11 protein-coding genes are annotated in these 14,211 nt (G+C 34.4%); 4 read left to right on the top strand and 7 right to left on the bottom strand.

Features of this window, described 5'->3' with window-relative positions; translation table 11 throughout:
* The first annotated feature begins 182 nt into the window (after positions 1 to 182).
* Entirely contained in the window at positions 183 to 887 is a 705-nt protein-coding gene (locus AB5I83_RS07150) for a DUF421 domain-containing protein (RefSeq protein WP_448974076.1), read from the top strand.
* A gap of 75 nt (positions 888 to 962) precedes the next feature.
* Here the strand turns inward: AB5I83_RS07150 and AB5I83_RS07145 are convergent, their stop codons facing one another.
* On the bottom strand, positions 963 to 2,540 hold the full coding sequence (locus AB5I83_RS07145; protein ID WP_448974074.1) for a malate:quinone oxidoreductase: 1,578 nt from the start codon (positions 2,538 to 2,540) through the stop codon (positions 963 to 965).
* Positions 2,541 to 3,032: 492 nt separating this feature from the next.
* On the opposite strand from AB5I83_RS07145, the gene AB5I83_RS07140 reads away from it, so the two are divergent.
* A complete protein-coding gene (locus AB5I83_RS07140) occupies positions 3,033 to 3,734 on the top strand; it encodes a Dps family protein (protein WP_448974073.1) in 702 nt (233 codons plus the stop codon).
* A gap of 126 nt (positions 3,735 to 3,860) precedes the next feature.
* Here the strand turns inward: AB5I83_RS07140 and AB5I83_RS07135 are convergent, their stop codons facing one another.
* From AB5I83_RS07135 to AB5I83_RS07120, 4 genes are all read right to left on the bottom strand, one after another.
* Positions 3,861 to 4,874: a diguanylate cyclase domain-containing protein gene (locus AB5I83_RS07135; protein ID WP_448974071.1), complete on the bottom strand. Its 1,014-nt coding sequence runs from the start codon at positions 4,872 to 4,874 to the stop codon at positions 3,861 to 3,863.
* 227 nt (positions 4,875 to 5,101) lie between these two features.
* Entirely contained in the window at positions 5,102 to 5,650 is a 549-nt protein-coding gene (locus AB5I83_RS07130; protein WP_448974068.1) for a GNAT family N-acetyltransferase, read from the bottom strand.
* Between the two features lie 291 nt (positions 5,651 to 5,941).
* A complete protein-coding gene (locus AB5I83_RS07125; protein WP_448975241.1) occupies positions 5,942 to 6,154 on the bottom strand; it encodes a BlaI/MecI/CopY family transcriptional regulator in 213 nt (70 codons plus the stop codon).
* Between the two features lie 186 nt (positions 6,155 to 6,340).
* Positions 6,341 to 7,294, bottom strand: a complete 954-nt coding sequence (locus tag AB5I83_RS07120) for a restriction endonuclease (RefSeq protein WP_448974066.1) — start codon at positions 7,292 to 7,294, stop codon at positions 6,341 to 6,343.
* A gap of 790 nt (positions 7,295 to 8,084) precedes the next feature.
* Here AB5I83_RS07120 and AB5I83_RS07115 point away from each other — a divergent pair.
* Both AB5I83_RS07115 and AB5I83_RS07110 read left to right on the top strand, forming a co-directional pair.
* Positions 8,085 to 9,809: an ATP-dependent nuclease gene (locus AB5I83_RS07115; protein WP_448974064.1), complete on the top strand. Its 1,725-nt coding sequence runs from the start codon at positions 8,085 to 8,087 to the stop codon at positions 9,807 to 9,809.
* Entirely contained in the window at positions 9,802 to 11,604 is a 1,803-nt protein-coding gene (locus AB5I83_RS07110; RefSeq protein ID WP_448974062.1) for a UvrD-helicase domain-containing protein, read from the top strand. Before AB5I83_RS07115 ends, AB5I83_RS07110 begins: the two co-directional genes overlap by 8 nt.
* A 158-nt stretch (positions 11,605 to 11,762) precedes the next feature.
* Here AB5I83_RS07110 and AB5I83_RS07105 read toward each other — a convergent pair whose 3' ends face one another.
* A complete protein-coding gene (locus tag AB5I83_RS07105) occupies positions 11,763 to 13,256 on the bottom strand; it encodes a recombinase family protein (protein ID WP_448974061.1) in 1,494 nt (497 codons plus the stop codon).
* Positions 13,253 to 13,432 (bottom strand): hypothetical protein, encoded by a 180-nt coding sequence (locus tag AB5I83_RS07100; RefSeq protein ID WP_448974059.1) that lies wholly within the window; start codon positions 13,430 to 13,432, stop codon positions 13,253 to 13,255. Before AB5I83_RS07100 ends, AB5I83_RS07105 begins: the two co-directional genes overlap by 4 nt.
* Positions 13,433 to 14,211: the final 779 nt, after the last annotated feature.

Genomic DNA, 14,211 nt, shown 5'->3' with positions numbered 1-14,211 from the left:
GAAGCTGACTTAAAACGGCGTTGAATGACGCCTTTTGAGTCAGCTTTTTATTTTTCATATACTTATACCCTTGGAATTATTGAAGTTGCGTTCTACAGAAATACATATACTTAATAAGTGGATTAATAGATGGATTTGGGAGAAAAACTAAGGGTAGCTTCTGGGTAAAGGATGTGACTTTAATGGAATTTTTCCAAAGCCAGGAATCGCTTACTGCTATTCAGTGGGTGCTGCGGGCTATTATTGGTTTTTTCTTTTTATTAATTGTAACCAGAGCTCTTGGACAACGTGCCATCTCCCAATTAAGACCCCTGGATTTTGCCATTGCTCTAGTAATCGGGAACATTATTGCCCATCCCCTATCAGACGAGCATCTAGGGTTGAAAGGCTCTATTATCACAACTACTGTCTTATTGGCTTTATATCTTGGCGGAATCTATATGATACTCAAATTCCCCTGGTTTAGAAGGATACTCAACCATGCACCAATCACCATTGTTGAAAATGGAGAAATACTTAACAAAGGATTAAAAAAAGCCAGAATCTCCATTGATGTATTATTGGAAGAGCTGCGAGAAAGAAAAATAGAAGATGTGAAAAAAGTAGCCCTGGCGATTTGGGAGGCTGACGGGAAATTATCCGTCTTTTTAGATCCAAAATATGAACCACTGACTCCCTCCTCTATTCAAATGGCTGCAGAACCATTCAATTTTCCAAGGACAATCATTAAAGAAGGGAAAATAAATTACGAAGTATTAAAACAAGTTCACAAGGACGAAGGTTGGATTGTTTCAAATTTAGAAAATATTTATCAGACAGAGATTAAAGATGTTCTGCTTGCCACCCTTGATAATAAAGACATCCTTAAAGTATTTTTATATAAATAATCAACGATTCCCACCCAAAAGCGAAGTATAGAGTAAAAAAACAACCTTCAATCCAGGGGATTGAAGGTTAGAGCTCTATCTGCTGAGGACCTTTACTTTTTCATTTAAACCAAGCATTTTAGCTGTTGAATCGTGGATTTCATGGAACAACTCCGGATTGTCGACTAAAGACACTCCATACGAAGGTACCATTTCTTTAATTTTATCCTTCCATTCGAACATTCTCTCTGGGAAGCACTTTTCCAGTACTTCCAGCATGACGTTTACCGCAGTAGATGCTCCTGGAGATGCCCCTAGCAATGCGGCCACTGAGCCATCAGAGGAGCTTACAACCTCTGTACCAAACTGTAGTGTCCCTTTGCCGGATTCCGTGTCTTTTATGACCTGGACACGCTGCCCTGCGACTACCATACTCCAATCCTCGCTTTTCGCATTAGGGATAAACTCACGCAGTTCTTCCATCCGCTTTTCATGCGATAGCATAACCTGCTCGATCAGGTATTTAGTCAGGGCCATTTCCTTCATTCCTGCCGCTAACATCGTAATGACGTTATTCGGCTTTACTGAACCAATTAAATCTAAATTCGAGCCTGTTTTCAGGAACTTCGGTGTGAAGCCCGCAAACGGTCCAAACAGCAAGGACTTTTTATTATCAATGAATCGTGTATCCAGGTGCGGAACAGACATTGGAGGAGCCCCTACCTTGGCTTTACCGTAAACTTTCGCATGGTGCTGCTCTACCACTTCCGGATTGTTGCATACCATGAATAGTCCGCTTACTGGGAATCCGCCAATTTGTTTTGATTCGGGAATCCCTGTTTTTTGCAGCAATGGCAGACTGCCGCCCCCACCGCCAATAAAAATGAATTTCGCAAAATGGGACTCTGTCCTACCGCTATCAAGGTTTTTCACCTTGACTTCCCATGTGCCATCGCTAGCACGTTTGATATCTTTCACACTATGTCTATAGTTAATCTGGACGTTTTTACTCTCCAGATGTTCAAATAGCATCCTTGTTAAAGCTCCAAAGTTAACATCCGTGCCTGAATCTATTTTGGTTGCAGCAATCGGCTCAGTTGAAGTACGTCCCTCCATGACTAAAGGAATCCACTCCATCAGCTTTGCTGGATCTTCCGAATACTCCATCCCTTGAAACATAGGAATACTTGAAAGCGCTTTAAAACGATTTTTCAAAAACTCTACATTCTTTTCCCCTTCCACTAAACTCATATGAGGCAGCGGCCTGATAAAATCTTCGGGATTGCGAATCAAGTTGCTTTTTACAAGATGTGCCCAAAATTGTCTTGAAATTTGAAACTGTTCATTTACGTTAATAGCTTTGCTAATATCTATTGATCCGTCAGGTTTTTCAGGTGTGTAGTTAAGTTCACACAATGCGGCATGGCCGGTTCCTGCGTTATTCCACTCGTTAGAGCTTTCCTCGCCTGCTGAAGCGAGTTTTTCGAACACTTTGATTTCCCACTCTGGTGCTAACTCTTTCAGTAAGGATCCCAACGTCGCACTCATGACTCCGGCACCAATTAAGATAACGTCTGTTGCTTTCTGTACGTTGCTCATTATATCCTTCCTTGTCCCATATATTTGAGTAGTCACGACAATTTTTGCTTTCGAGCCTACCTTTGTTAAAACCATAACATAATCTATTATAATGATTTACGGATTAAAAATCCTACTATTTACTGATAATTATAAACTATTTTACCACTGTAAAAAAGAGAGAAGTCTTTCTTAGGGGTTTTGCCATTCAAAAAACAGGGAGCGGAGTCTGCTTGTCCTCAAATGACAATAGTAAGTTTAGGCTCTTTTCTCAAACTTTGCTGCTTTTGGCTAGAAAATTGGATTGAGACCTATGTTTCTTTACAAAATTAAAACTAATTATAAGAAAGAAAAGAGCGTGCACACTTAATTCCGAACTACAAAAAGGATTTTTATCACGCTAACAACAATTTTCACCAAAATATTCTAAGTTTAACAGTCAAATTAAAGACCATCTTATTATTTTCCCACATTTGACCATCTTATTTAAAGATCTGTTTTTTTTGGTAAAAAGTAACAGAGGAATCCAGAAGGTGATAGGGAACAATTTTTATAGTAGTGAGTTACTATAAGAAAAGAGGGATTCAGTTGCAAAATCACGATCAGCAAGGCTTTTCACCTGATGAATTTAAGCTGTCCAAATCAGGTTTTGACCCAAATATGCCAGGGCACACCAGTCCTCATTCAAATGAAATGATTCTTCGGCAGGAACCAAGGACCGCTAGAAAGGAAGGCTCTGGCATCAGTCTCCCTTATGATACACGGTTAGAGATGGGGTTAATGCTTGATGAACACTTATGTGCATTGAATGTAGCCTTACACCAGTATACCAAGCATCATTGGTTAACGGAGGGTGCCGAATCTTTTGGCAGCTTACATCACATTTTAGATGAGCACATAGATGTCACTCAAGATCATATTGATAAAGTGGGCGAACGAGTGGCTCGACTGGGAGTTGTCCCTACTGCCCATCCAGTCACACAGCATGAAATTTCTTATATAAAACATGAAATGGAAGGCCGCTATACAATGCGTGACTTCCTCCGGAATGACCTTGAGCATGAAATCAAGATTCAAGGAATGTTAAGAAAAACGATTAAAAGAGCTCATGAGCTTAATGACTTTGGCACTGTCGAAGTTTTAGAAGAAGTATTGCTAAAAAGGGAAGACCTTGGGTATCACATTTGGAGCTTGCTCGAAGATGACTCGCTGGTAAGAGGCATGACCCATTTGCTTGATAATCAAGGGGATCTCGCATCAAATCGCCACCTGAATGATAAGTTAAATTAATTATGATCACTTCAGTTCTTTACTTATGTATATCATAGAAAAAACTAAGCAAGACAAGATATTATTGTATATCTTATCTTGCTTAGTTTATTTTATTGGAAAACTATCGAGTTAATGTTAATACAGTTAACGGTCCCTTACCGTTTTACTTGCTGGGAGAGAGGCAAGCAAGCCACGATCCTTTGCTCTGTACATAGCTTTATCCGCTTCTCTAACCATATTCTCTAAATCCGCATGTGGAACTTCTGTTGTGAAGGACCATCCAATACTAGCAGAGATGTTTATCACTATTTGGTCCATATTCATTGGCTCTTTCAGTGCAAGTTGAATTCGCTCCGCTATACTTTCTTGTTTCAGATTATCGATATTGGAAAATAAGATCACGAATTCATCTCCACCTAATCGGCAAAGTAAATCCGTGTCTCTCAACACACCACTTATCCTCGTTACCACTCTCTCCAATAATTGATCTCCTACATCATGTCCATATGTATCATTTATCCTCTTGAAACCGTTCATATCGATGAATAATAGTGCGATTGAATTGACGTTTGCATCTTTTAGCATTTCAAACTTATTCTTAAGTAATAAGCGATTAGCAGCTCCGGTTAAAGGGTCATGGTACGCTATTTCCTGAAGTTTAGTGTTTGCCTTTCTGATCATTCGAATAAATATTAAAAGAAAAGTTGTTGTAAATACACCAAACAAAACCAGGTAAACAAAATCCTCCTGAACAACATTAAAAAAAATTTCCTCGTGCAGATAAAAGAAAGAATAAAAAGTGAGAATGATTGAAGCCATACCCGCTATGATGACCACATGAAAATTTTGATAGATAGCACATAGTGGAAGAGCTAGCCACATTAATAGATAATTAACTAAATACGGAGAGTCGTTAAGAAGGAAATAAAAATAGAAATAAATACAGCCAACCATTACATACATCGTAACCGTTGGATTTACTTTATTGTGGATCAATATGATAAGTAGTAAGCCCATTATAATAAACAGAAAAACTGGTGGAAACACACTTCCTAATCCTTCATTGAAAATATTAATCGTTATTTGTATAAAATAAAAAACGCTTATTAAGACGAATAAAATTGAATTTCTTCGATGAATTAGTTCATTTTCAACCATAGCTGATTTTCCTGTCCCTTATAGTAATGGATTCAGAGCGTATATAAGCATAATGAAATATAAAAGTAAGTGTCCTTATTTTTTTCTTATTATAACATATGGAATTCTCTCATTCTTTGTAAAGTTGAATATGTCTAGACAATACAAATATAAGAGGCAGGTAAAATTTTCGTCTGATTAATCAGTTAAAAAGCCTTCATCATGATACGATTTTTTTCGTAATATGTCTAAAGGATGTTTTCTAATTTATATCCCATTTCTATGCGCACTTCTTTTTTCTCTATATCTTCATTTGAGTAAAAGATAGAATTAAGTCCAATTAAATCAAAACCATTTTTTATATAAAATTGGATCGCCGGATAATTAGATGTTTGCGTTTCTAGGTTAATTGCTCTGACGCCTAACTCGGTTGCTCTTTTCTTAGCTACTTCAATTAAACTTCTGCCAATTCCAATTTTCTTAAAACGTTTATACACATATAAATCATGAATAAATAATGTATTATTCCACTCCATATGCTGTATTACCATAACAGCAGCTTCTTCTTCCTTATAATCCGCGAAATAAACTTCAGACCCTTCCTTATAAGGTTCAAAAATTTCTTCTTCAAGCTTTTTTTCAAAAGGAACAGCAAATCTTTCTTCAGCTAATGAGAAGTTCCAACCATTATCTTTTTGTTCTATATGGATATCATAATATTTTTCAGACGTATACTCATAAAAAACCTTCTTCCCTGCAAAATAGTCTTTTTGATAGATTTGTCTAATCGTTACCACTATGATTTCTCCTACCTTTATTTATAAAGCAAATTTATTTATTCGGTTCACCATGAGGCTTCTATCTCTTCTTCTTTTGATTGATGAATCCTGCAAAAGAAAATAAGCGGAGATTTTTCGGCTAAATACAAAATGGAGCTCGTTTCGGGGTAAATAAGGGGAGATTTTCCGGTTATGCAAAGTAAAATACCAGATTTTCTTGTTTTTCGAGGCAATAAGCGGAATTTCTCCGTCTATTTGAGCTAGTTTTTATAAAAATTCCAAATTAAGCGGAATTCTTCCGCCTATTAATCAGACCGGCTCCTTAACCTGATCCCCTAACCGATAAGAAAGGATCCTCTGTTTTCCAGATGCAGCGATCAGCATCTTTTTTTTGACTAGTTGAGAAAGTACTTTTTTTACTGTCTTGGCAATTAGCTTTAAATACTTCTCTACTTCTGTTGGAGATATGTCTTCTCCTTTTCGAATCACTAGCCGAAGCACTTCCTTTTCAAGAAAGGACAGAGATGTCAGAGATTACATATCATTAATCTTTGATAGCCACTGGTTATTTACAGTTAGTTCTACCCTTTGTTTCACCACTATTTATGGTACGGTTCACCGTAGTTATTTAAGAGGCAAAAAGACGGGAGTGTTTTTCTCCCGTCTTCTTATAAATATGAGGTGATTACCGACTTAGCCAAACCAAATCTATACCGGATAATGTAAGGGTTCCTTGTTTATGATGGCTGCCTGTATTTTTCTTTTTAGGTAGTCCTTTAAATTTTCCTCTTGATCAAGAACCTTATATATTTCCTCGAGATTCACTAGAACTATCAGTGCCTTGGAAAGTGATTCCTTACAAACTGCCACAGCAGGCTGTGTAAATGGTGATGTTGAAATAAAAATTCCACAAGCATGACCTCTATTGAAAATACGGACTAAGTGATGAGAAACTTCACCTACTCCTACTGGTTTATCCCACCATTTCATTTCAACAAGGAATATTTTGTTATCTAACTCTACTACTCCATCGATTTGTTCGATAATCCCTTCCCCATTAGAACCAATTAAACTGAACGACTCACGTATGAGGACTCCATAGCTTTTGAACAAATTGTTTAAAACAATCTCTAATGCCTTACCTCTTTTATGGGGATTTGACATAGAGAATAATTGATTAAAATCTTCTTTGATTTTACTTCTCTCTAAACGGAGACTTTGAGCCTCTTCAATCCTCTGCTGATACTCTTGTCGGTTCTTTTCAGCCTCTTTTTCACGGGCAATTTTCATCCTCGTAAAGGCATCTTTGGTATTAATAACTTTTTGAATTTCAGCTACCAGCCCCTTGGCTTTTAACTGGTCATCTGGCCAGCAAGAAGAAAAACTCTCAAATTCCACTACCCTTTTTAAAATTTCACGCCGTTCCCGTAATGCCTTTTCACCTGCTTCATTTAGGCTACTCAATACATTTCTAACTATTTCATACTTAGTTATACTTTGGCGATCAAAATATATTCTGCTTTCTACATCCTCTGTGTATTTCTTTGATACTCCTGAACCTTTAAAAAACAACAATACATCTTTTTTTGATCTAAATAGTAAAGGAATTGTATCGACTAGTAGATTAAACAGTTCAGGAGGATAATGATAGATTTCATCCATTGTCTTCCCTCCATTAGTTTTCTGTGGTTTGAATAGTTTATTTCTCACAGCGTACACAACGGCTCTGGAGTATATTGTAGATTCAATTTCTGAACAGACTCTGCCACCTTTTGACAATATCAGCTGATTTCTTTTCTTCACGTTCTATTTCTATATATATCATTATAGCAGCAAACTTTGTTCTATCTTTAGTCACTTATGTCGAGAGAATTTTTTACTTATGTAAATTTTTTTTCCTACTTAGAGCTTTTGAACCCCTTAGTTTGTTTAACTCTTCTTTTTTCTTTCCGTTTCAATGAGAGACAATTTGTCGACCTCCCAAAAACTCGACATCAACACCTATATTATACAGAATATTCTACATATAACAACACAGTGACTGATACATAAATTTATCATTTTTTTAAAAAAGGTAGTTAGTTTTTATTAATGAAATGAAAGTACTTTTTATACGAAATTAATTAATGGTAATATTTAGTTAAGACTATTTGACCAAAAGGAAAAATTAAAATGTATAAATATGCCGAACTATTATTGCGGTTAAATTTTTAAAGGGATATCTTTCGTATCTTAAGTGTTAAGGAATGACTTGATTACAATAAGAGGCTAGTCATTAAATAATTCTCTTTTTATATGTCCAAAGCAATACCCTACTTTCTAAGGAAATTTTAGGTTGTTCAGCCAGGTTCTAGTTACATTGTTACTATTAAGGAAAAGTTATTTTTCTAGAACGGCGTATAAACTGTTTTAAATCTTGTGAAATACTTCTATTAGAATGAGGCGATTCATTATGTTTATAAGTGAAATAAAAGAAATTAAAAACTATAGAAACCTAACTGGAACACAATTTTTCTTTGACAAAAATATGAACTTCATAGTTGGTGACAATAATATAGGGAAGACTAATGTAATGGAGTTGTTAAATTCCTTATTGAATAAAGGCAGATTTGATGAAAAGGATTTCTATGACTTAAAGGAGCCAATTCAGGTTACTTTTACAATTGAGTATTCTGAAGAAGTATTAGGCTTTTTCGAAAATAATTTTGATATTGAAGATGAATTTAAAATCACAATTAAGGCCGTACAGGAAACTGCGGATGATAGAATAGAGTATTTTCACCATTCAACACCAGGGACTAGAATAAACTTTAGAACGGTCAAGGCATTAAATTTTGTCTACTACTCATCTTTAAGGTCTCCAAATAAGGAGATAAATTTTATAAATAATATAGGGACCGGAAAAGTTCTGAATTATTTAATGAAAAATAGTCTGAAGAATAAAGAAATAAATGAAGTTGATTTAATAAAAATACATGATATTGAACACATAGTTGAAGACTTTAATATGCAGATTGGAAGGCTGAACGGACTATCAGGTGAAAAAATACAGGCATTTGTAAATAGTGATAATGATAATATAATTAACAGGTTACTCGAGATTGGAGACGATAGTGGAAGAAGTTTAGATAGATTAGGCGATGGACTGAGGTATTCATTCAACATCTTTTTAAACATTCTAGAACTCTTAATAAATCTAAAAACAACTAAAAAAGCAGAAGATTTTGAAGGTCTACTGATAACATATGAAAATGGCAAAAGATTTCTTCCTCTTATTTTAGCCTTGGATGAGCCGGAAATCCACCAGCACCCATACAGGCAGAGAGCTTTAATAAAAAGCTTGAAAAATATTCTTTCAAATAAAAACAAAGAGTTCGCAAATTTAGTCTGGGAGTTATTCGGGATTGATGGATTTATAGGTCAGGTTTTCATTATAACCCACTCACCAAATATTTTACCGGATGATTATAAGCAGATTACTAGACTATTCCAAATCGATAATGTGACACGAGTTATTTCCGGCCAAAAGATAAATTTTGAAGAAAAAGTCCACAAGCATTTAGTGCGGAGCTTTATTTACATTAAAGAAGCTATGTTTAGTAAACATGTGATTCTTGTAGAAGGTGATACTGAATATGGAGCAGTCCCTGTTTTCATTAACCGAATGAACTATGATATAGATGAAAAGGGAATAGGTGTTATTAAATTGGACGGTGCAGATAGTGTTTTGCGTTGTATGCAATTGTACAGAGCATTTTATATTAATGCCATAGCAATTATTGATAGAGATAAAGAAAGTTCTTACTCAGGTAGAGATGATATTATTTTTACTAAAGAAGAAGACTTCGAAGAGGAAGTCTATTCACATTTTAAATTCAGAAGTTATCTAAGATATCTTATACAGATAGAACAAGTAAATAGTATAATCAGTAAACTCAAAAAGGACTGCGACTCTTTTAATCCAAAAGAGTTTATTACAAATCCGTTAGGCTACAGAATCCCATTTAGTGTGCGGCAAAAATTTCTCATTGATAACCGGGAAATTGAAATAAAAAGGTTGCGTGATAACAAAAATGCAATAAATGGATCTCTCCTTGCACAGTACGTTAATGAAATACCTGAATGTTTTAAAAAACTCATTAATTCAGTTGTAGGTAAGGTGGAAGGTAATGAATAAGGTTGAGATTTCAAAAAGAATTGAAGAAATTCACGGTTCTGATATAGAACAGCTGGGGTTTATATTTAGTGAGGACAAGAGGCTAATTGTAACAGCTCCAGCAGGTTGCGGTAAAACAAAGAGTATGGTTAGTAAAATCGCTTATGAAATTGTCTCAAACGAGAAGATAAATTTTAAGAAAATATTAGCTCTGACTTTCAGTATCAATGCAGCAGCCAAGATAAAGGAAGATACACAGCAAATTCTTCCTCTTTTACTCGGTAAAGAATTGGATGTCGCAAAGAAACTTAGTGTTTCAAACTACCATAATTTCTCGATGAAATTAATAAGAAGACATGGACATATCATAAATGAAGATTTGGTAGACATCGACTCATTCTTGATTGCGCCCGAAAGTGCTAGAGAAATAATGAGAAAATTAACTGAATCAGAACATTCAATTCTGTTAAATTATGATAGTTACTTAAAAGAAATTAATATAGAAAAGCTTGTCGAGCTTGAGAAAGATTATTTGAAAATCCTCAAAGAAAAACTGATCCCGAATAACCTTATGACCTTTAATGGCTTGCTGCTGATAGCTGTTAGGCTATTAGGAATAAAGACTATCAGGAGTTTTTATCAGAAGTACTTTTGTATGGTCATTGTCGATGAGTTTCAGGATACAAATTATTTATCTTATCGATTGATTACGTCTTTAATTGGTGAAAATAAAATCGTTCTTATGGGAGACGACATACAAAAAATTTACGGTTTCCTGGGTGCTATTCCTAATTTGTTCAGTTACATGGCATCCCGATACAAAATAAAAGAAATAGAGTTCAAAACTAATCACCGTTTTAAAGAAAATAAACGCATGTCCGAACTTGATAGATATTTAAGAGGAATCTTTAAGAATTATGAAAAAATTGAACTTTACGAAGAAAAAGCAATGGCCAACTTCAAGTTCTTTAAAACCACCTCCGGTGAAGCAAAGTTTATTGTTAATCATATTCTTCAAAATACAGCAAATGGAAAAAAAGCATCTGTACTTGTAAGGGCAGGGTTTGCGGCTAGTCATGTCATAAATGAATTGGAAAAAATGCAGATTCCTTATTTCAATGGTCTTTTTAGCGATCAAAATCCAGAATACGTTATGTTCCATGACATTACACTAACATTATTCATTGAAGAGAGTGGATTAGGCAAGGTAGTATCCCAAAAAGTACTAAACAAGGTTTTATCAAGGCTTGTAGAAAAACGAAATATTATCATTAATAATCCTGCGAATATGTACATCTTTGATTCATTGTATAGGCTTTTAGAAATATTGTTCCAAAGTCTTAAATACTCCGGCTTAACGAAAATCGAGAAGCATAATAAAGTTATGTTCATTTTGGCAAACGGCAGTTTAAAACACCTTCTTAATGAGATGGATGAACCAATAACCCTTACTACAATACATGGATCAAAGGGACTGGAATGGGATTATGTCTATCTTCCTGAAATGACATCATATATTTTTCCTTCAAGCAGAAGTATCTGTAGCGATTGTGGTAGGAACGGAGGGAATACCCTTTACGAGAAAACATGTGAGTTTAATTTTTTGAGTCAGTTTAAAACCCGTTTTGAAGAAGAGCTTAGTCTTTTTTATGTAGCTGTTACCAGAGCTAAACAGGATGTTTATTTATTCGCAAACATGGATCGTAACCGTTTCGGTCATACAAAAAGAGCTAGCTGTTTGGTAAGGCTCCCTAATTTGGAATTAAGGACGGACTTTGAGAAGAAGAATTTTAAAAAAGACGTTGCTAAGACTTAAAAGTTTTATTATTTACAGAATAAATTCTAAAATAAAATATTAACCAAAAAGAAAACCATAAGCAATTTTTATCATAATCGCTTATGGTTTTCTTTTGGATAACAGTATGAACCAGCTCTTAATCTCTATGGAATGACAATTTAAATCATAGAAATTATTTATTCGACTAAGTAATTCAGTTTCTCCAAATCAAATTGATATATTATATCTTTAATGAGTCGATCTTTTGTTTTTTCAGCTTTAGCTACATGAATCTCTTTAATTACAGAATGAAAAAATATCTTCTTTTCTTCATCAGAGAGTGTATGGTAAAACTTCTCAAAATTTTTAATAGAAAATTCTATGATGTCCATAATTGATTCATTTTGTTTCAACTCAATTTGCTTTGCAATGTCAGCAAGAGCAGATTTTATTTTGTTTATTTCATCTTGTTTTGCTGCTAAATGGTTTTTAATCATATTGGTATCTAAATTAAGAGTTGGGTCACTAGAATGTTCCATTATTTTCATCATCTCTCGCTCTATCTTTTCAATCTGTTTTTTTAGATTACTAGCTTCATGCTCCAAAGGATTTAATTCGTATCTTAATATTGACTGTGTAACAGAGTAAATAGTTGATGGTGAAACTTTTTCCTTGAGATGATGTAAGAAATCCTTTAGTACAAATTCTTCAGCATACTCCTTTTTAATGAGATTGGAAGAACATACACTACTACCACTGTTTTTATTTTTATTGCACTGATAATACTTATATTTCGGACCACTGTTACCTTGAACCATTGGTCCCATGCATTGTGGGCATTTAAGTATTCCGCTCAATGGGAAAGATCCTGGATGTACCTTTTGAGGTGTGAAACTTCTTACTTGCATAACCTTCCTTGTTTCATCCCATAAAGACTTTTCAATGATTGGAGTATGCTGCCCTTTTGTATATTCCCCTCGCCATTTACTATTTCCTATATAACGCTGATTCTCAAGAACCGTTTTTACCGCCCTGACCGTCCATACTTTTCCGTTTTTAGTCTTAATTCCTTGAACATTAAGGTTTGCAGCAATCCTTTTATATCCCCACTTTTCTAAGGAGTACTTATCAAAAATATATTTAACGACTTTCGCTTCCTCAGGAAGTATTGATAATTTCTTATTTATAACTTCATATCCATAATTCTTCCCACCAAGAAAGTCTCCATTTTCAGCTCTTTTTTCCATACCCGAATTCGTCCTAAACGAGATAAATTCTCTTTCTAATTCGGCAACTAATGCTAAAACATGAACAAGTATCTTAGCTGTAGAATCCTCTGTGTTAATGCTATCAGCTATGGATATAATATGTTTGTCAATTTGGTTTAGTTTTTTCATTAAATACAAAGTATCTAACGAATCACGAGAGAGTCTATCTTGCTTGTAGACAATGATATAATCTATTTCCTCTTCTTCTTTTAACACTCTGTTATACATTTCAATAAAACCGTCTCTACCCTTAAATGAACTACCTGACTTTAAGTCATCGACATAAATATCAACTAGTTCTATGTTGTTTTTAATACAATAATTGATAATTTCATCTTCTTGTTTTTCTAATGACGTGTTTCCAAAGTCCTTTTCTGATCGTGGACTTCTTCTTTTGTAACCAACAGCTCTTTTTTTCCTCATTGAGTTGATTCCTCACTTTTAATTCTAAGATTCATTTCTATTTGATTCGAATATTTAATTATTAATTCTGCAAAGCAATGTAAAAAGTCTGAAGCCTTAACCTTCTCCAAATCTTCTTCTAAACCTAAAACTGAGTCATAATGTTGGCTGTAATCAACTTGTATGTGTTTTTTCATTAACTAACACCTCTATCAGAATTTTTATGTTTCAGACTTTCGATATATATATCATGCTAATTACAGTGAAAATCGGTTTAAAAAAAGCACCACTAACAACCGTCGAAGAAATGAAATTCCTTCAACAAAATTGCTAGCAGTGCTTCTGCTTGATTATATTTTTTTATAAGAATCTTTTATGTTATGGAGTATGACAAGTTGCCCAAATTTGTGAATAATTTTTAATTTCTATATACTTCAGCTTCTTCCAGGACAATCAGCTTTACATTGTGCTCATCGATTAGGGAAACGAAAGAAAAGCTTTTGATTTACATCACGACTAATTCTAATAAGAGAATCAACGATTACTATGTTAGTTAGTCCAACTTTTATCATGTGAACTAGACTTGTTAAACCAGTACGTTCATTAAATGGGGTAATTCAGGATGATTGGGCATCTTCTATGATGCTCAATGAAATTGAATTTAATTTGGCATATTTCTCACCTTTTAATCTTTGGAATTCTAAGGATGATCTAGAATTATTTGCTAAACGTATATATAATACACTTTCAATTTTACAAATCATTTTAACTTCAACCTCTTCAGAAAGTTTATACAGAACATCCGCAATAAGGGCCTATAACTAAACTATTATCAGCTGCAACTAATAGGTTTGTTGATGATTAAGTTTATGTTCATTCCTACCTATTATTTTTTATTAATTTTTTCCTTAATTAGACTATGAGCTTTTGAGTAACTTTGATAATCATATTTGCTCATGGTTCGACTAGCCTTAAT

The organism is Mesobacillus sp. LC4 (genome assembly GCF_053543455.1).
The sequence above is the reverse complement of the archived record's forward strand: the minus strand, read 5'-3'. Positions and strand labels throughout refer to the sequence as shown.

Excerpts from the sequence above, each read along its gene's own strand:
- AB5I83_RS07150 (WP_448974076.1), top strand. The coding sequence starts at position 183 with ATGGAATTTTTCCAAAGCCAGGAATCGCTTACTGCTATTCAGTGGGTG.
- AB5I83_RS07145 (WP_448974074.1), bottom strand. The coding sequence starts at position 2,540 with ATGGTTTTAACAAAGGTAGGCTCGAAAGCAAAAATTGTCGTGACTACT.
- AB5I83_RS07135 (WP_448974071.1), bottom strand. The coding sequence starts at position 4,874 with ATGGTTGAAAATGAACTAATTCATCGAAGAAATTCAATTTTATTCGTC.
- AB5I83_RS07120 (WP_448974066.1), bottom strand. The coding sequence starts at position 7,294 with ATGGATGAAATCTATCATTATCCTCCTGAACTGTTTAATCTACTAGTC.
- AB5I83_RS07115 (WP_448974064.1), top strand. The coding sequence starts at position 8,085 with ATGTTTATAAGTGAAATAAAAGAAATTAAAAACTATAGAAACCTAACT.
- AB5I83_RS07110 (WP_448974062.1), top strand. The coding sequence starts at position 9,802 with ATGAATAAGGTTGAGATTTCAAAAAGAATTGAAGAAATTCACGGTTCT.
- AB5I83_RS07105 (WP_448974061.1), bottom strand. The coding sequence starts at position 13,256 with ATGAGGAAAAAAAGAGCTGTTGGTTACAAAAGAAGAAGTCCACGATCA.
- AB5I83_RS07100 (WP_448974059.1), bottom strand. The coding sequence starts at position 13,432 with ATGAAAAAACACATACAAGTTGATTACAGCCAACATTATGACTCAGTT.